General features: G+C 58.3%; 15 protein-coding genes and 1 pseudogene. 9 read left to right on the forward strand and 7 right to left on the reverse strand.

Features of this window, described 5'->3' with window-relative positions; genetic code table 11:
* Positions 1-16: 16 nt before the first annotated feature.
* The 3 genes from A6U87_RS06695 (at position 17) to A6U87_RS06705 (ending at position 2,607) form a co-directional block, all read left to right on the forward strand.
* Positions 17-1,387 carry an NAD(P)/FAD-dependent oxidoreductase gene (locus A6U87_RS06695; protein ID WP_065690453.1) on the forward strand — a complete coding sequence of 457 codons (1,371 nt, stop codon included), beginning with the start codon at positions 17-19 and terminating at the stop codon, positions 1,385-1,387.
* 399 nt (positions 1,388-1,786) lie between these two features.
* Positions 1,787-2,158, forward strand: coding sequence for a DUF2147 domain-containing protein (locus A6U87_RS06700; RefSeq protein WP_065690493.1), 372 nt, complete (start codon positions 1,787-1,789; stop codon positions 2,156-2,158).
* A gap of 26 nt (positions 2,159-2,184) precedes the next feature.
* A complete protein-coding gene (locus A6U87_RS06705) occupies positions 2,185-2,607 on the forward strand; it encodes a DUF2177 family protein (protein WP_065690494.1) in 423 nt (140 codons plus the stop codon).
* Positions 2,608-3,022: 415 nt separating this feature from the next.
* Here the strand turns inward: A6U87_RS06705 and A6U87_RS06715 are convergent, their stop codons facing one another.
* The 3 genes from A6U87_RS06715 to A6U87_RS06720 form a co-directional block, all read right to left on the reverse strand.
* Positions 3,023-3,232, reverse strand: coding sequence for a hypothetical protein (locus tag A6U87_RS06715; protein ID WP_065690455.1), 210 nt, complete (start codon positions 3,230-3,232; stop codon positions 3,023-3,025).
* Positions 3,233-3,262: 30 nt separating this feature from the next.
* Complete coding sequence (locus A6U87_RS30085; protein WP_198928677.1) at positions 3,263-3,433, reverse strand: hypothetical protein; 171 nt, start codon at positions 3,431-3,433, stop codon at positions 3,263-3,265.
* Between the two features lie 101 nt (positions 3,434-3,534).
* Complete coding sequence (locus tag A6U87_RS06720; RefSeq protein ID WP_065690456.1) at positions 3,535-3,744, reverse strand: cold-shock protein; 210 nt, start codon at positions 3,742-3,744, stop codon at positions 3,535-3,537.
* Between the two features lie 349 nt (positions 3,745-4,093).
* Here A6U87_RS06720 and A6U87_RS29585 point away from each other — a divergent pair, with 349 nt between their 5' ends.
* The 3 genes from A6U87_RS29585 (at position 4,094) to A6U87_RS06730 (ending at position 6,526) form a co-directional block, all read left to right on the forward strand.
* Entirely contained in the window at positions 4,094-4,387 is a 294-nt protein-coding gene (locus A6U87_RS29585) for a hypothetical protein (protein WP_141683919.1), read from the forward strand.
* 751 nt (positions 4,388-5,138) lie between these two features.
* Complete coding sequence (locus A6U87_RS06725; protein WP_065690457.1) at positions 5,139-6,182, forward strand: fatty acid desaturase; 1,044 nt, start codon at positions 5,139-5,141, stop codon at positions 6,180-6,182.
* 56 nt (positions 6,183-6,238) lie between these two features.
* A complete protein-coding gene (locus A6U87_RS06730; RefSeq protein WP_065690495.1) occupies positions 6,239-6,526 on the forward strand; it encodes a hypothetical protein in 288 nt (95 codons plus the stop codon).
* A gap of 585 nt (positions 6,527-7,111) precedes the next feature.
* Here the strand turns inward: A6U87_RS06730 and A6U87_RS06735 are convergent.
* Together A6U87_RS06735 and A6U87_RS06740 are read right to left on the reverse strand one after the other, a co-directional pair.
* Positions 7,112-7,309 carry a hypothetical protein gene (locus tag A6U87_RS06735; RefSeq protein ID WP_065690496.1) on the reverse strand — a complete coding sequence of 66 codons (198 nt, stop codon included), beginning with the start codon at positions 7,307-7,309 and terminating at the stop codon, positions 7,112-7,114.
* 242 nt (positions 7,310-7,551) lie between these two features.
* On the reverse strand, positions 7,552-10,671 hold the full coding sequence (locus tag A6U87_RS06740) for a response regulator (protein ID WP_065690497.1): 3,120 nt from the start codon (positions 10,669-10,671) through the stop codon (positions 7,552-7,554).
* Positions 10,672-10,830: 159 nt separating this feature from the next.
* On the opposite strand from A6U87_RS06740, the gene A6U87_RS06745 reads away from it, so the two are divergent.
* Entirely contained in the window at positions 10,831-11,832 is a 1,002-nt protein-coding gene (locus tag A6U87_RS06745; RefSeq protein WP_141683920.1) for a sensor histidine kinase, read from the forward strand.
* A gap of 273 nt (positions 11,833-12,105) precedes the next feature.
* Here the strand turns inward: A6U87_RS06745 and A6U87_RS06750 are convergent, their stop codons facing one another.
* Positions 12,106-13,365, reverse strand: coding sequence for an arsenic transporter (locus tag A6U87_RS06750; RefSeq protein WP_065690459.1), 1,260 nt, complete (start codon positions 13,363-13,365; stop codon positions 12,106-12,108).
* Positions 13,362-13,634: pseudogene (locus A6U87_RS06755) on the reverse strand (efflux RND transporter permease subunit); the annotation flags it as partial. The pseudogene A6U87_RS06755 and the gene A6U87_RS06750, both read right to left, overlap by 4 nt.
* Here A6U87_RS06755 and A6U87_RS29590 point away from each other — a divergent pair.
* Both A6U87_RS29590 and A6U87_RS06765 read left to right on the forward strand, forming a co-directional pair.
* On the forward strand, positions 13,598-13,834 hold the full coding sequence (locus tag A6U87_RS29590; RefSeq protein WP_141683921.1) for a HAMP domain-containing histidine kinase: 237 nt from the start codon (positions 13,598-13,600) through the stop codon (positions 13,832-13,834). The pseudogene A6U87_RS06755 and the gene A6U87_RS29590 overlap by 37 nt on opposite strands.
* A 125-nt stretch (positions 13,835-13,959) precedes the next feature.
* Positions 13,960-15,177, forward strand: a complete 1,218-nt coding sequence (locus A6U87_RS06765; RefSeq protein WP_244499437.1) for a GGDEF domain-containing protein — start codon at positions 13,960-13,962, stop codon at positions 15,175-15,177.
* Positions 15,178-16,487 lie beyond the last annotated feature (1,310 nt).

Genomic DNA, 16,487 nt, shown 5'->3' on the forward strand with positions numbered 1-16,487 from the left:
TGGGTCAAGGGAATTGATGACGTTCTACAAGCGGACCGCGGGCGCGAAGCGCATGAACATTGCAATCGTCGGAAGCGGAATATCGGGGCTCTCGGCTGCATGGCTGCTGTCGCAGCGACACGACGTGACCGTATACGAAGCAGCGGACCGCATGGGCGGACATAGCAATACCGTCGAATTCGAGAGCCTCGATGGACCTGTTGCGGTCGATACGGGCTTCATTGTCTATAACGAGGTTACATATCCGAACCTGACGGCCCTGTTTGAAGCGCTAGGCGTGTCGACAGTGGCTTCCAATATGTCATTCGCCGTATCGCTCAACGACGGAGCCTTTGAATATTCGGGGGGGACCGGACTGGGGTTGTTGGCCCAGAAGTCCAATCTCCTTAATCCGCGCTTTTGGTCGATGATGCGTGATCTCCTTCGCTTTTATCGCGGCGCGCGGCGTGATCTTGCGATCATGGGCGGGATTTCGCTTGACGATTACCTCGACCGCAACGCCTACGGCAGGGCCTTCCGCAACGATCACCTGTATCCGATGGCGGCAGCGATCTGGTCCACGCCGGCCATGCAAGTCGGTTCTTATCCGGCGTCGGCCTTCGTCAGGTTCTGCGCCAACCATGGGTTGCTCGAACTCTGGGATCGACCGGTCTGGCGCACCGTAAAGGGGGGAAGCCGCGAGTATGTTGCGCGCATGACCGCTCGCTTTGTCGACAGAATCCTTACCTCCACGCCGGTCAAATCCATCCATCGTCTGCCCGGTCGTGTGGAAATCCGCGACATGCGTGGCGGCCACTCTGCTTTCGACGAGGTCGTGATAGCAACCCATGCCGATCAGGCGCTCAGCATGCTTTGCGACGCGAGCGCGGATGAACGACGGATCCTTAGTGCTTTCCGGTATTCGCACAACGAGGCAGTGCTGCACGGCGATACGGCACTCATGCCGAAGCGCCGTGCCGCCTGGTCTTGCTGGAACTACCTCGCGGAGACGAGGGAGGGCTCGACCCAGCCTTCGATCACCTACTGGATGAACAAACTGCAGCCGCTCGGGGCCGCCCCCCCGACCTTTGTCACACTCAATCCGCGTCGCGGTCCCCGTGAAGAGACCGTCATTCGCCGTGACGTGTACGAACATCCGATCTTCGATCTCACCACGGAACGCGCGCAACAGGAAATCTGGTCGCTCCAGGGCGTGCGCAACACCTGGTTCTGCGGAGCGCATTTCGGCGCGGGCTTCCACGAGGACGGGATTCAGGCCGGGCTAGCGGTTGCCGAGGATCTCGGCGGCACGAGGCGGCCCTGGCAGGTCGCGAATGAAAGTTCCCGTATTGTCCGCAAGCCGATGATTGCGCCTGTCGATCTTTCGGTCATGGAGGAGCTGGCATGAGGGACGTCCCACCGGCACGGCACGAGATTGGGGTAAAAGCCGTTTGCCTGCGCTCGCCTCCGCGGCTGTCAGAGGAGCCCATATCGATGTTTTCGCGGCGATACCAGATTGATCTTTCCCTCAGGCGTCAATCGACGTGGCAGCGAGCGGAAAACGGCGGAGTTCCGTCGTCCTGCCGATTGCGGGTGCGCAGGATCGAAAGCAATGAGTGGCACTCTTGTACCCGTACTCCGAAAGGAGCCGCGGTTGAACGCGCGACAGGTGGCGATCGCTGCGCAGGTTTCGAAGAGCGCTCCAACCACTTCCGGCACCACCGCCCACCACGAGTTCGGCATCAAATGGGTTAGGATCAATGTCGGGCTTTACACCATCGAACCGCACGGACAATGGAGAAAGCACATGAAATCATGCATCCTGACAGCCGCCGTTTTCGCTTGGGGCCACGCCGGTATCGCGCTTGCTGCTGAGATCGATGGTCAGTGGGCGAGGGGAGATGGAAACGCCACGGTCATCATCGCTCCCTGTGGTTCCGACATTTGTGCCGTCAACACCTGGATCAAGCCCGGAACGCCCAAGGAAAAGAAGGGTGACAAGCTCGTCATGACGATCAAGTCGGGTGCCGATGGGGTCTATTCCGGTAGGGCCTACGATCCTCAGCGCGAGCTGACTTATAACCTCACCGTGACAGTTACCGGCGACAAGATGACCACGCGAGGCTGCATCGTTGCTGGCATCCTTTGCAAGGCTATCGACTGGACGCGGATGAACTGATGCGGCCGATCTTGAAGAGAATGACGATGAAGCAATATTCAATCGCCTATCTTGCCACACTTGTCGCTTTCGTCGCGATCGACTTTGTCTGGCTGAGTACCATGGCGGACCGGCTCTACCGTCCGATCCTCGGAGACTTGTTGGCCCCGGACTTCCGTGTGGCTCCCGCTATTGCCTTTTATCTTCTCTATGCTGCCGGGTTGAGTTTCCTTGCCGTAAGGGCAGGCCTCATGTCTGGTTCGCTACGAACCGCTGCGCTTCATGGCGCCGTGGTCGGCGTTACATCCTATGCCACATACGATCTGACCAATCAGTCGACGCTCAACAACTGGTCGACCTTCCTCACGATCGCGGACCTGAGTTGGGGGGCATTGCTTTCTGCGGTCGCCGCTGCAGCAGGTTTCTGGACCACCCAACGGCTTGTCGAATACTTGGACCGGAATGAATGACGCGACCAATCGTCCAATCAGTGTCGCTTCGCGAATTGCCAGGCATCGAACGCCCAGCCGAGAGGTTCGCGTCTGTTGAAAGATGTCTTCGCGACGCATCTTGGTCGGCTTCGCAAGGTGCCCAATCTGGAGCAGCGGTTAGCTACTTAAGCGGGCAATCCGAAAGCAACCGCCTAGGAAACCGCGGGCTTTCAGTCTTAATCTCGATGAGGCTCGATTTTGCCGGATACGTGCGAGAGTTCCGCGCCCGTCCGAGCCAACCTGGGTGTCCTCAAGCTCTGTGTTTTCTTGTCACGCGCCGCCGTTTCAGCCTCGAGGATGCTGCGAACGCTGGCCTTCGTTTGCGCGGCCTTTGCGTCCGAGGAGAGTTTCTCGGGTTTGAAGAAGTTTTGTTTGGTTGCGATCATGATTTATCTCACGGTTGCTTGTCCGCGATCAGCATCCGCAGTGCGGCGTGCTCTGGACCCTGGGGATCAAGCGATAGAAATCGCTCGATCCCATAGCGTGTCTCGCCTGCGCCGGCGGCGTCGTTAGCACGGTGTAATACAAAATCCCACCCTCCCACGCCGCGGTCTAGGAACCACCGGTCGCCGCTGCTGCTATTGGCGAACTCGGAAAGTTCCATGTCGCACTCCTTTTGGTTCAGATACCCCGGTCAGCTTTTTCGAGAGTTCCGGCGACTGCTATCATTCTTGCCTTTGGCAGAAGACGTCTTTGCATCATAAGCCTGCCCGAAGTTGGTGCCCCCGAGATGGCCGCCGCCGCTGGTGTTCTTCACCTGACGTACCGCCCGCTGAATCTGTTGCTCGGCGCTTGTCTTTTTCATGGATATTTTTCCTTGGGAAATGAAAGAAGGTCGGGAACCAGTCCCGACATGGAAACATCAGGCTTATGCCAGCTCGGCCGTGACCAGTGAGCTGAAAACGATCATGCCACCTGGAGGTTCTCGGCGGCGCTCTTCCCGGAGCGGCGGTCTTCGACGATGTCAAAGCTTACCTTCTGGCCTTCCGAGATGAAGCTCATTCCAGAGCGCTCAACGGCGGAGATGTGGACGAAGACGTCCTTCGAGCCGTCGCTAGGCTGAATGAACCCGAAGCCCTTGGCACTGTTGAAAAATTTGATGATACCGGTGTTCATGACGACTATCCCTTTCAATCGCACGACTGGTCGCTGCCCGACGCACGTCGTCGGCAGTCAATGATCGATGTCTGAAAGAAAAGGTTCGCCAGCTGCGCTGCTGCGCAAAGCAAAGCTCAAAAAGCAAAATCCGATGACACATACTTAATCAGGATGCTGACTTAATCAAGCCGTTGAAGGACGTTAATTTTCAAAGCCTCTGTGAAAACCTAGGCATTCCTGGTGTGCATGCGCGAGATGAGTGGCATTGCCTTTGCCGCAACAAGAGCGCATGCTGGATGCTTCGGTAGCCATTTTAAGGGCGCTGCTGCTCAGGGGTTTACCCTGGCCCCAATGAAAGGAGGACGTGATGTCTTCCGAAACCAATTCCGAGATAACATCCCGCAACCTGAGCCGTGTCAGCAGCTTCGGCTATCGTGAGAATATTTCCACTCGTTCGGTTCGCGACAGCAAGAGAGACTTGCCCGGGCTTTTGCGCAAGCTTGGTATCGGGATTATCGGCAAGCGCATCACATCGTGCGGCCCGTCCGATGGGTCGGCGCCGCGAGCGACCACATCTATGACAATTGCGGGGTCTTCGAGTTTGCTGGTTTCGCTTCTGGGTGTCAGCCAAGGCTGGCCTGCGTCACCAACACCAGCCTAGCTGCAGACATCTCAGCCTGACCCCGGAAGGCGATATGGCCAAGTATCAAGTTCGCAGCAGCCGCAAGTTTCGGGCGACGAAAGAGCCACTATGGCGGTTGTGAGCGGCAAGCTGCTCTCGGCCTTCCTCAGGCCAAGGCATCGTGACTTGGATTTTATTTCTGATGACTGGACTTTTTTGTGAATGATGCATCATTCGCGACTGCTCTGTCTGATTGAAAATCCGCGCGTCGATAACAAAAGTAGACGCGGGTTGGTGCCTTATGTATGGAAATCAGTCATCGATGCTTGTCGACGATATTTGTCTGGCTGCGCTTGGCGCCTCTTGATCAACTCTCCCTTCAAAATTCGAAAGCCGCGTGCATTGCGCCGTGGCCCGGTGAGAGACGGTTGGATGGGAAAGTAATGATCATGGGCACTGTTCAATGCTCCGAAATGCACTCGCTTCATCCGGCCCGGCGATGCCGCGCTCACCCGGTTGACGGGTCGGCGGTCGAACGGGCGGTCATGACCTCAACTTGGCGGCAAGAAGCTCTGCAGCGAGGCGACAAGTCGGGCAAAAATGTCCTGCGGCCACATTCGGGCCGCTTGAAGGGATCTCCACGAGCAAGTGTGGCCGCTAAGGTCTGAGGTCGCGATAACCGGTACCGATGCCGGGCGGCGCCGTCCCTTTGCTACCCAAGGAGCGGCACAACCGCTCGTCGAAACAAAACAGGCCAGCCTTCGCGAGGCCACACCCGAAAAAGGACCCCATGCTTTCGATCAAAGACCAAGCCCCACAACAGCCGGCATCGGACAAAGACAAACCGGGCGAGTGGCTCAGGATACTCGCAAAATACCGGCAGCCAAGGTTTGGGCGAAGCATCTTCGAGCTTGCCGTAACGGCTGTGCCGTTCGTCGCCCTTTGGGTTGCTGCCTATGCCTGCGTGATAAATGGGCTCTGGTCCGGTTATTTCCTGGTTCTGCCAGCGTCGGCGTTTCTGCTTCGACTTTTTATGATACAGCATGATTGCGGCCATGGATCTTTCTTCGCGCAAAGACGTCTCGACACATGGATTGGACGCGTTCTTGGCGTGCTTACGCTGACACCCTACGACTATTGGCGGCGCTTACATGCTGCCCATCATGCGTCAGCCGGCAATCTTGACGAACGCGGGACCGGCGACATCACCACGATAACGGTCGCGGAATTCAACTCGCGCTCTTGGGGTGGTCGGCTCAGCTATCGGCTTTACCGGCATCCGCTCGTCATGTTTGGTATTGGGCCTGCCTGGCTGTTCTTGTTCAAGCAGCGTCTTCCATTCGGTATGATGGGAGCCGAGGCCTTGCCCTGGATGTCCACTATGGGCACCAATCTGGGGATAGCGTCAGCTGCTGCGTTGATGATCTGGTTGGTCGGGCTCGCTCCATTCCTGCTTGTGCATATACCCGTCGTCTTGTTGGCCGCAGCGGCCGGCGTCTGGTTGTTCTACGTTCAGCACCAGTTCGAAGACACACTCCATGGGGCATCGCACTATGATCTTCCCGTGGTGCTGCGATGGCTGACGGGTAACATCGGCGTGCACCATGTCCATCATCTTTCAAGCCGAATCCCTTACTACCGGCTTCCTGAGGTTCTTCGCGATCATCCAGACCTCGCGTGCATCGGACGCATCACGCTTTGGCAAAGCCTGAGGTGCGTCCGGCTCGCCCTGTGGGATGAGGAGATGGGAAAGCTAGTCTCCTTCAAGGAGGCTAGGATGACTCCAGTCCACCAGGCATGGGTTTACGCCTCCCCACCCGAGACAATTGATTGACAGTCAGGATCCACGATGACTCCGACCAACAGAAAGAGCCGAACACCGCGGCATTGATGACTACATTGACACCTGCCCAGATCAGAGGGCTAAAACTTACCAAGGAGGGAGATCTGCATCCCCAGGGTGGGAAGAGATGGACGCTTCTCAACGCAACGATTACCTACGCGAGGACCGATCGTTTCAAGGAGCGGCCGATCAAGGTCAAGTTCGCTACAACGGATACCCTTGGTGAGCTGAGGGAAGGCGGCTTTTTGAAGGCTGTCGAGCCGGAGGTGGGATTGGACCTTTCCCCACATGAGATTACCATGGCTGGCAAGTTGTGGTTGCTGAAGCACAAGTGAGACGATAGAGGCCCGCGGCGATCACAAGCCTCGTCGCGCGAGCGGAAATACTTACGCTGTTATAACCGCGCCTGTTCGTCTTGGATATCTGCATTTCGCTAGCGCCGCAGGAGTTGAGAAAGAGGGTTGCGGAGGCGGCGAACATGCCCGAAGTCTCGCCATGTTGATGAAGGCCGGCTCGACCTGGCTGCTCAGCCCGGGAAGGCCAGCGGAGGGCGAGCTCCTTAACCACGAAGACGGAAATACGGTGTTGCGTTCCGTCAATGACGCGCGGGGTCTTTGTTCCGGTAGCGATGAATTAGGCATCGCAGATCAGGCGTAGATCTCTTTCTCGACCCCCGGGGAGATGTATGTATTCCGTCAATTCCCAATGGGACGTACAAGCGTGCTCGTCATCCAAAGAGGGCCCACGATTTGGGCTAAGGCGGCTGCGTGCTCTCAGGCAGCCCAGGTTGGAATTCCGTCGTGCAGCTTCCGATAGGGATTTTTACGAAACGGTGCCCGGTCCCGCTTGATCAAGTCGCTAGAATGCGACGGCACGACTGATGACTACGCAGCCAATCCCGCGGTTGCTTTAGCTTAGCCCTAGAACGCCAGTTTGATCTCCAACTCGCGAAGGACAGCAGCCTTATCTTTGTAAGTCTGCACTATATCGACGGCCGCTTTGACGGCGCGACGTCCTTCGGCGCTATCGATATCGGAGCCGTTTTCCGCGCACCACTGGGTGACCGCACCAATCACGAGTTCAATGTCTTCCAATAAGGAAATAGGGGTATGGAACATCTTGGGTGCTCCTCTTTGAACGGCAAGAGCAACGAGTAACTCCCAAGCGACCTCCGCCATTAGCACTGGGGCCGATCGCAATGAGTGTACTCTCAATTTTGGCAATAGCGATGGTTCATCTCAGGCAATATCGGGTGAAGACGGTCGCTTCGCCAGCCACAATTGTCATCACCTCTCAATTGGCGCGAGGGAGCTCGTCGTCTTCGCGCCGCTTCTGGTCTTGAATTGCCCCGTCAGCCACATCAGGCGCTGGTACTCGCTTCGGCGAGCGCGGCGCGCAGCCCATCTAGCGTGAACGGCTTTGACAGCTGTAGTGCGTCGGTGATGCCTGAGGCCATTTTCGCGCGCTCGTCACCGCTGGCAAACACGATCCTGACAGTCGGCCAGAGCTCCCGGACCTGTTGGGCGAGATCAATACCGGACATTCCGGGCAACCCAACATCCGTCAGAAGGATGTCCACTCGTTCGGTTTCCATAACGGTGAGTGCGCCTTCGGCTGAGGCAGCTTCGTGAACCGTATGGCCGAGTTCGATAAGCATATCGGCGGTCGACATCAATATGAGCGGCTCATCCTCCACGACAAGAACGCTTGTCGCGGCAGCCTGGGGAGCCTGGTGCGTCACAATGGCCACCGGCTTCTGGTGCTCCTGCCGCTCCACCGCGATTTGTTGTTGCCGAGCATTGCTCAGGACGTGACGAACCTTACGAGCAAGTGCTTCACGCGTATACGGCTTCGAGAGCAGCTCGACGCCTGCGTCCAGTCGACCACCGTGAACGATCGAGTTCTCGGTGTATCCCGACGTGTACAAGATGGCCATGCTGGGAAAAAGTGCCTTGGCTCTCCTTGCAAGTTCGGTGCTGCGCATGGGTCCTGGCATTACGACATCCGTGAAAAGCAAATCGATGTGCACACCAGCATTGACAATGGCGAATGCCGACTGAGCATCATGGGCCTTGAGAACCCGATAGCCGAGATCAGTCAAGAGCGCGACCGACGTCTCCCGCACGCCCTCGTCATCTTCCACGACGAGTACCGTTTCCGTGCCGCCCTTCACCGGAATGGCGTTTGCATCGGCCAGACTATCCTCTACTCGCATGGTGCGCGGCATGTAGAGCTTCATCGTGGTACCATGACCGACTTCGCTGTATATCTTGAGGTGGCCACCAGACTGTTTCAGAAAGCCATACACCATCGAGAGGCCGAGCCCGCTTCCTTTTCCCTCCGTCTTGGTGCTGAAGAACGGCTCGAGCACATGCTCGATAATGTCCGGCGGTATGCCAGATCCCGTATCAGTGACGGCGACAAGAACGTACTGACCTGGGCGCACGTCATCATGCGTGCGGGCATAATCATCATCGAGAACCGAATTAGCGGCCTCGATCGTGAGGCGCCCACGGCCTTCCATTGCATCCCTCGCATTGATAGCCAGGTTCAGAATGGCATTCTCCAACTGGCCGGGATCGATCAACGTGTTCCAAAGCCCGCCAGAGACAACGGTTTCAAGCTCGATTTCCTCACCCAGTGCACGCCGCAACATGTCGTCCATGTTCTGGATCAGCTTGCGCACATTGACGACCTTCGGCTCGAGCGGCTGCCGGCGTCCGAAAGCCAGGAGCTGTGAGGCCAGTTTCGCCCCCCGCGCAACACCGGCCAAGGCGTTGTGAAGGCGTTGCTCCGCGCGCGCGTTGCCTTCGATATCCTTAAACATGAGTTGCAGATTGCCGCTTACCACCTGCAGAAGATTGTTGAAATCATGGGCGACGCCACCGGTCAACTTGCCGAGCGCTTCCATTTTTTGCGCTTGCCTCAAGGCAAGCTGGGCGCTCTCTCGTTCGGCGGTTTCCTTTTCCAGCTCAAGCAGCGCGGATCGCAGTTCGTGGGTCCGCTGCTCCACCCTTTGTTCGAGCGTATGATTGAGCCCTTGCAGCTGATCTTCGGCGCGCTTCTGGTGAGTAACATCAAAACCGTCCACAAATATTCCCGTCACTTTACCCAGCTGATCGAAAATGGGCTGATAGATCAGATTGATGAAACGCTGATCTGGCTCCTTTTCCCCTTCGCGTCGTAGCGTGACCGGCAGGTATCGGCCGATGTAGGGCTTTCCGGATTGAAAAACCCCATCCAGCAATTCGAAGAACCCCTGCTCGGCAACGTCGGGCAGCGCGTCGCGAACGGTGAGGCCGACGAGCCGTCGATCGCCAACCAATTGAAGATAAGCGTCGTTGACGAGTTCGAAAACATGTTCGGGTCCACTCAAGATACACATGAAACTGGGCGCCTGCTGAAAGAGGGCCCGCATACGATCCCGTTCGGCTGTCCGGAGTTCGACCTCCGAAGCGAGCTGCCCATTGAGCTTTTCAAGCGCAACAGCTGCCTTGTCTCGCAATTCTGCCGCGTCAGCCAGGGCGGCAGCCCGTCGCCGCTCCATTTCGAAGGCCTGGGCGCTTGCAAGCCGCGAGGCGATTTGCCCCCCGATCAACTTCAGGAAATCCAGATAGTCATCGCTGGCTACGCGGTGTGGATTGAGTGCATTGATCAGGACGCCTTTCGGTTTGTCACCACCTTGTCCGATCAAAGGGACTATCGCCGCAAGTGTCGGCGCCTTCGGCCATGGTCCAGCGGGTACGTCGGGCAAGCCCGACAGATCGACAAGATCGACGGACTGTCGCTCCCAGGCGTTTCCGAGGTTCCAGGTCCCTTGTCCCCGGCAAATCGCGGCAGGCAACAGCGGATGGTCGGTTGACGCGCCGGTAATCCATTGACGTCGCGCATCGCCGTCGTCGTCAAACATGTACAACGCGCTGAAGGGCAGGTCTTGGAGGTTTTGGGCCAGAGCTGCGTGTGACGCGTGGATCACCTCGCTTGCCGTTTCAGCCGCGGCCAATCCCGACGCCAGCGCTCGCATCGTCAAAATACGACGCTCGCTTATAACCCGCTCCGTTTCCTCTGTAACGGCGCAGAAAACTCCTTCGACCTTGCCTCCGCGACCGATCAGGGGGCTATAGGAGAAGGTGTGATAAGTTTCCTCCGGATAACCGTTACGCTCGAGCAAAAGAAGAAGGGCCCTGTCCCAGGTGGCCTGGCCCGTCTCGTAGACCGTCGCCAGCCGATCTTTTACGTCATCCCAGATTTCCGCCCACAGGATCTTCGTCGGCACACCAAGAGCGTTGGGATGCTTGTTTCCCAGTGTGGGCCGATAAGCGTCATTATAGAAAAAGGCGATGTCCGGACCCCATCCCAGCCACATTTCGAACTTCGACGTGAGCAGCAGCCGCAAGGCCACCTTCAACGGCTCGGGCCAGTCGTCGGGCGTGCCCAGGGACGTGCTCGCCCAATCGTGCTGACGCATCAGTTGCGCCATCTCGCCGTCGCCGACGAAAATATCCTCGTACTGTGAAAACTGAAGGGTCATCGCATTTCCATCCGAACATCGCAGGACGCAGTTAGGCCATTGATAACGTTTGTCCAGCCCACTAGTTCTGCATCAGGGCAGATTTGATATCGGTGGAGAAATTTGACAATGAACCACGCGCAGTCGCAGCCTGAATGGAATGGAGACGAACTGAGACGGGCTATCAAGTCCGCAGGGGTCGCTCTTTGGACCTGGATCGTCGACGACGATACATTCGTGATGGACGCCAAAGCCTACGAGCTCTGGGACATTGCCGTCGAGACGGACCTTACCTTCGAGCATCTGTCGGCCAAGGTCCATCCTGCGGACCGGGACCGGGTCAGAGCGGCGTTTGTTGCCACTCGTGCAATCGATGGCCCATTCGAAATCGACTTTCGCATCCTCACCGATACATCGGATGTTCGATGGATCTCCGCGCGCGGCGAAGGTAATGAGGGCGACGCCGCAACGAAGAAGATGACCGGCATTTTCCTTGACGTTACGGGACGCAAGCAGGCCGAGGAAGGCAACGAGCTTCTTGCGGGAGAGATGAGTCATCGCGTCAAGAACCTTCTTGCGTTGGCTTCCGGTTTGACGAACATCACGTCGCGTACTGCTGCGACCAAGGAGGAGATGGTGCAGCAGTTGACTGAGCGGCTGGCTGCTCTCGGGCGCGCCCATGAACTGGTACGCCCTCTTCCGCAAGGCCAGGGAAGCGCGGCCTTGCTCGGTGACCTGATTACCGTGCTTCTCGCCCCCTACAATGACGTCGGTGCGTTCGCGGGGCGCATAAGGGTCGCAGTGCCTCGAATGGGACTTGGCGAGAAAGCCGCGACAAACCTCGCGCTCGCCATTCATGAGCTGGCGACCAATTCGCTCAAATACGGCGCGCTATCGGATGATGCGGGCTTGCTCGACGTCTCCGGCTCTCTGGTGGAAGACTGCGTCGAGATCATCTGGAATGAGCAGGGTGGCATTCGCAACGAGCGGCCTGCATCGGCGGAAGGCTACGGGAGCAAATTACTACATCGGACGATTTCCGGGCAGTTGGGTGGGTCGATCAGCCATGACTGGGTGGACGGTGGCGTGGTGGTAACGCTGAGGCTGAAGGAAAGCCGCCTCTCGGCCTGACAGGCTTGGCCAAACGGCTTGTCGCTAGGGCTTCTCAACCTGGAAATCATAAACGGCCGCCCATGGTTCCGCGCGATGGGGAGTGAGCCTGGTGCTTCAACAGCTTTGCCTGATCGAATCTAAGTGGGTGAACCTGTTCGCCTCGTCACTGCACCCGGGCAAATATTGGAACGATGTGGGAGCGCAGGCACCGTTTGAGTGACAGTACCGCTTACGCGAGCATCCGTTAAGGCCGCGCCCTTTCGGCTTGCTCCAGCCTTCTGCCCGCCACTGTTAGGATAGGAAAGCAACGCTCAGCAACGACAGAAGGAGGGCGGGTAGCATGACGACGGCTCCCAGTCGCAGAAACGCAAGAGCACCCATGTCGATGCCTTCGCGACGTAGCGCCGTCAGCCACAGGATGGTCGCCAGCGACCCTGTCACCGAAAGGTTGGGGCCAAGATCCACCCCGATCAAGACCGCTCCAGCGACGGCGTCGGAAACATGCGCGGATTGCACCGCACTACCCGCGAAAAGCCCCATTGGCAAATTGTTGACCAGATTTGATCCGAGTGCGACCGCCAGGCCCGCTACGCCGATTGCCATTCCCTGTGATTGCGCGGCCAGATGCGATAGCCAGATCGCGAAGGTCGAGGTTATTCCGGTCTGATTGATCGCCTCGACGATCACGAAAAGCCCCGCGACAAGCGGAAGAACCGACCAGCTCACGCCCGAGATGATTCCGACCGGATTCTGGCGGGTGATCAAAAGGACTGCCGCCGTGGTCGCAACGCCGGCAGCGAATGTCGGGATGCCCAAGTCGACATGCATTGCCGAACATCCCACAAGAGCACTCGCGGTCACCAGAAGGCCCCAACCCGACAGCTTCGCGGGAAGTGTGAGGTGCGGCTTGTCGACATCGAGGGCGATTTCATCGTGACGCAACGCCTTGCGTTGGGTGAAATAAAGCGCGGCAAGCGTCGCTACTATCGCCGCGATGGAGGGGACCAGAAACGTCTGCATCCATCGCGAAAGAGATGGCATCTCACCACCCGCGAAGATCACCAGGTTGGCAGGGTTGGAGATCGGCAACACAAAGCTCGCAGCGTTGGCGATGAACGCGCAGACGAGCAGGTAGGGCACTGGGTCCTTTACCTTGGCAGCACGGCAGGCCGCATAGACGGCCGGGGTGAGTACGACCGCCGTGGCGTCATTGGACAGGAGGACCGTTACCACCGTCCCGATACCGTAGACGAGCAGGAACAAGCGGCGAGGGGACCCTTTTGCCCGCGTGGTCGCAATTGCCGCCATCCAGTCGAACAGCCCCTCCCGGCGCGCCAGCTCCGACAGGAGCATCATGCCGATCAGAAACAGATAGACGTCTCGCCCCTTGGCGACGCCGGCCCATACCTGCTCTTCGGTCAGCAGACCGGCAGCCAATAGAAGGACAGCCCCTCCAACCGCCCAGATCGCTTCCGGCAGGCGAAATGGTCGCGTCACGACCCCGGCGGCCGAGAGACTTGCGATCGCGCAGGTATAGAGGGTGGCGGTCATGCGTTTCCTTGGAAGATCGTTTTCGGGGCTGCGTTTGCGTCAACCGGGGTCCGGCTACCCCGAGGGGCTGGTTTCGAGATGCGAAGCGTGTCCAGGAGAAGATAGATCACGGGCGTCGTATAGAGCGTCAGCAGCTGGCTGACCAGCAGTCCGCCGGCGATTGCGTAGCCGAGAGGCTGTCGCAGTTCCGAGCCGGTACCATGGCCGAGCGCAAGGGGAACGCCGCCGAGCAGTGCCGCCATCGTCGTCCTCAGGATGGGACGAAAGCGGCCGGGAGGCTCTGGAGCCGGGCGTTCGGCTCGATGAGACCGATCCAGAGTACGGCTTGGGCCTCAGCATCGCCAAGGAACTCTCTGCGCACTACGGCGGATCGGTCTGTCTTCGGCCAGACCCGAAATCCGGCCTTGTCACTGCTATCGATCTTCCGCAGGGAATGGTGCCACCTGAGATCCCGATCACCCCGTATTGAGAAACGGACCGCGATCGGTAGGAGCCCAGAATTTGCTGTTGCGTTACACACCATCATGAAAGTTCATTCAAAAGTAGCGCTTGGCGGTTATGGGTCCCCCGTCATGGTTGGTTTTCGGTTTGACGATGGATCTTGCTACAGTCCTGCTTCTTCATAAGTCTTCGTTCATTGTCGGTGCGGCGTGCTTCTTCTACGTGAAATGGCGTTCGCGGGAGCCAGGACTGGATCTCCTGGCAGTTGGCTACGGGCTTCTTGCCATCGCGTCTACGCTTGCTGGGATCGGAGAGCAGGGCGGGCTGAGATACGAGGTCTGGACGCTTGGCAGCTTTTCCATTGGGGCCATCGGATACGGCGCGATGGCGATGGGAATGATCCAACTGAGCGGCCAGCGCAGGAAGCTGGCGGATTGGTATTTGATAATTGCTGCCGTGGCCCTCGTCGCCCTTGTGGGCGCCAGGCAGTGGTACATGGATAACCACCTTCGCGCAGCCCTGTTCAATGCCAACGCGGCGGCTTTCTTGATCATCTCCGGCACATCGATTGCGCGAGGGTTCCTTGTCGACCGCATCCCTGCTCGGCTCGGTCTGCTTTTATCGATCGGGGCTGCAACGGCTTTTTCCGCACTCGTCGCGCAGGGAATGGTTTTTCCGGGACACGGTCCAATCGAGCCTCGCTACGCCTTCTTCATGCTCATCATCTGCCACTTCTCGATCGCGTTATTTGTCGTCGTTCTGGTGCAGGAACGGGCGCAGGGTCGCCTGGAAACACGCGCCAATACCGACGGGCTGACAGGTATTGCGAACCGCCAACATTTTCTTGCGTCTCTTCCTCGGGCGCTGTCTCAGGCAGATGCCTTCCTCATGATCGACATCGATCATTTCAAGAGCGTGAACGATCGATATGGCCACGAGGTGGGCGATCGGGTGATCGTCGCAGTCGCTGAGAGAGTAGCCCTCGCCAGTCAGTCCCCTGGCTGGGTCGGCCGCCTGGGAGGAGAGGAGTTCGCGCTTTTCCTGCGTGACCAGACCGAAGAGGGATTGATAGCGACGGCTGAGCAGGTTCGAATGGCAGTTGCCGGCCTGGCAGTGGCGACCCGTGAAGGCACGATAAAGGTGACTGTCAGTGTGGGCGCGGCTCGATGGAACGGTGAGTTCGATGCGCTGGAATTGCGCGAGCGGGCTGACAAGGCTCTCTATATTGCCAAGCGTGGCGGACGCGACAGAGTTGAGCTGCATCAAGCGGGCTCTACCCCTGCAGAAGACGTGGCCGATTGGCCAGATGACGAACCACATCGGATTTCGCGGATCATCCTCCCCCATGGCGACAGGCCCCGGGCCGCCTGAACCTCCTTGCTGTTGGTGGTAGCCCGCAAATTACCGTGCGCTTGTCGACCCATAAGATTGTGTGGCGGAGCGGGATGCTTGGTGGGTGCCGCCCTCCGAGCCTTCGGATCCGAGATGGTGACGGCATATTCCCATGCAACCCCCGCGAACAAACAAGAGGATTGGTATTGTCTCGTGGGCCAGTACCGCATGCGGTTTACCAGCAGGCCCGTTGGCTTGATGCTGCAGCCTCTTTCGACCGTCAACTGCAAGCTTGCTTGCAGTGTAGGTATTGCCAAATGAATAGGCGGAGCCCTCGTCAGCGATGATGGTCGGTTGCACAGTGGGCTTCCAGGAGGCGCAAACGTTACCCGGGACATCTCCGGCTGAATTCGCTCAACATTCACCGGCCGACGAACAGTGCCCCTCAGCTTGCGACAGAGTGAGCGGCGACGTTCAAGATCGACGCGATAAAGCTTGCGCTGGTCTTGGGTGCAGGAACGAGGGAGGTGCCGAGGTCGACTTTCCCAAACACCTCGTCCCTGCGTTTGCCACCGTTACTGGCGGAGTTTGACGAGGGTCAACGCGCGAGCCACGGTTGTTTGTACGTTTGCACCAAGAGGCAACGTAGCAATGTCTTCGAAGATCCTCATCCCAACCAATGGTTCAAGGCTCGCCGTGTGGCAGGAGGAAATGCTGTTTCATTTGCGCGCGACGCCTATGCATCCGTCGTTTTCCTCCACGTGAACGAACCGTTTCGGATCTTCACAACAGGCTGCAGCAAGGGGTCGGCAAGTCGGCAGGACTATTTGCGCTTGCGGGGGGGCCTTTAGCCATTCCCAACCAGTGCCAAGACCTGCCATTTCCGAGAACGCTGTAACGGGGACCGGCGTGTAGACGGCTCGCCAGTAATCGGCATTGCCATAGATTTCATCGCAACCATCCGGGCGATTAATCCTATTGGTTGAAGGACCACTATCGCGGCTCGATCTCGGGGACCGGCATTTTTGTGAAGTCTTTTGTGATCGCAAGAACCCCATCGTGCGCGGTGGAGCGATCAGGAGAAGCCGCTTGACGGCACCGCTGGCGATGTCGCTATCGTAGGCTGGATGATTGGTGCTAAGTCGCGCGTCGATCTGACTTCATCCTGGTTCGTGACGGGTGAGCGATGATCGGGAGGCGTGTACCACACACATTGCGATCCGCGCCTCAACGTCGATCAGGCCCCCGAACTGGCGTTCCTGCTGTCCGAGCGCATGAAGAGCGGCCGCGACGAGAAGCGGATGGCCGTCAACGGCTGATCGATCCATCGATCCTGAGTTCGAGAAGCC

The organism is Rhizobium sp. AC44/96 (assembly GCF_001692185.1).
GTDB lineage: Bacteria > Pseudomonadota > Alphaproteobacteria > Rhizobiales > Rhizobiaceae > Rhizobium.

Coding starts and splice junctions, on each gene's coding strand:
- A6U87_RS06705 (WP_065690494.1), top strand. CDS start 2,185: ATGAAGCAATATTCAATCGCCTATCTTGCCACACTTGTCGCTTTCGTC.
- A6U87_RS06720 (WP_065690456.1), bottom strand. CDS start 3,744: ATGAACACCGGTATCATCAAATTTTTCAACAGTGCCAAGGGCTTCGGG.
- A6U87_RS29585 (WP_141683919.1), top strand. CDS start 4,094: ATGTCTTCCGAAACCAATTCCGAGATAACATCCCGCAACCTGAGCCGT.
- A6U87_RS06745 (WP_141683920.1), top strand. CDS start 10,831: ATGAACCACGCGCAGTCGCAGCCTGAATGGAATGGAGACGAACTGAGA.
- A6U87_RS06715 (WP_065690455.1), bottom strand. CDS start 3,232: ATGGAACTTTCCGAGTTCGCCAATAGCAGCAGCGGCGACCGGTGGTTC.
- A6U87_RS30085 (WP_198928677.1), bottom strand. CDS start 3,433: ATGAAAAAGACAAGCGCCGAGCAACAGATTCAGCGGGCGGTACGTCAG.
- A6U87_RS06730 (WP_065690495.1), top strand. CDS start 6,239: ATGACTACATTGACACCTGCCCAGATCAGAGGGCTAAAACTTACCAAG.
- A6U87_RS06750 (WP_065690459.1), bottom strand. CDS start 13,365: ATGACCGCCACCCTCTATACCTGCGCGATCGCAAGTCTCTCGGCCGCC.
- A6U87_RS06695 (WP_065690453.1), top strand. CDS start 17: ATGACGTTCTACAAGCGGACCGCGGGCGCGAAGCGCATGAACATTGCA.
- A6U87_RS06765 (WP_244499437.1), top strand. CDS start 13,960: ATGGATCTTGCTACAGTCCTGCTTCTTCATAAGTCTTCGTTCATTGTC.
- A6U87_RS06735 (WP_065690496.1), bottom strand. CDS start 7,309: ATGTTCCATACCCCTATTTCCTTATTGGAAGACATTGAACTCGTGATT.
- A6U87_RS06740 (WP_065690497.1), bottom strand. CDS start 10,671: ATGGCGCAACTGATGCGTCAGCACGATTGGGCGAGCACGTCCCTGGGC.
- A6U87_RS06725 (WP_065690457.1), top strand. CDS start 5,139: ATGCTTTCGATCAAAGACCAAGCCCCACAACAGCCGGCATCGGACAAA.
- A6U87_RS06700 (WP_065690493.1), top strand. CDS start 1,787: ATGAAATCATGCATCCTGACAGCCGCCGTTTTCGCTTGGGGCCACGCC.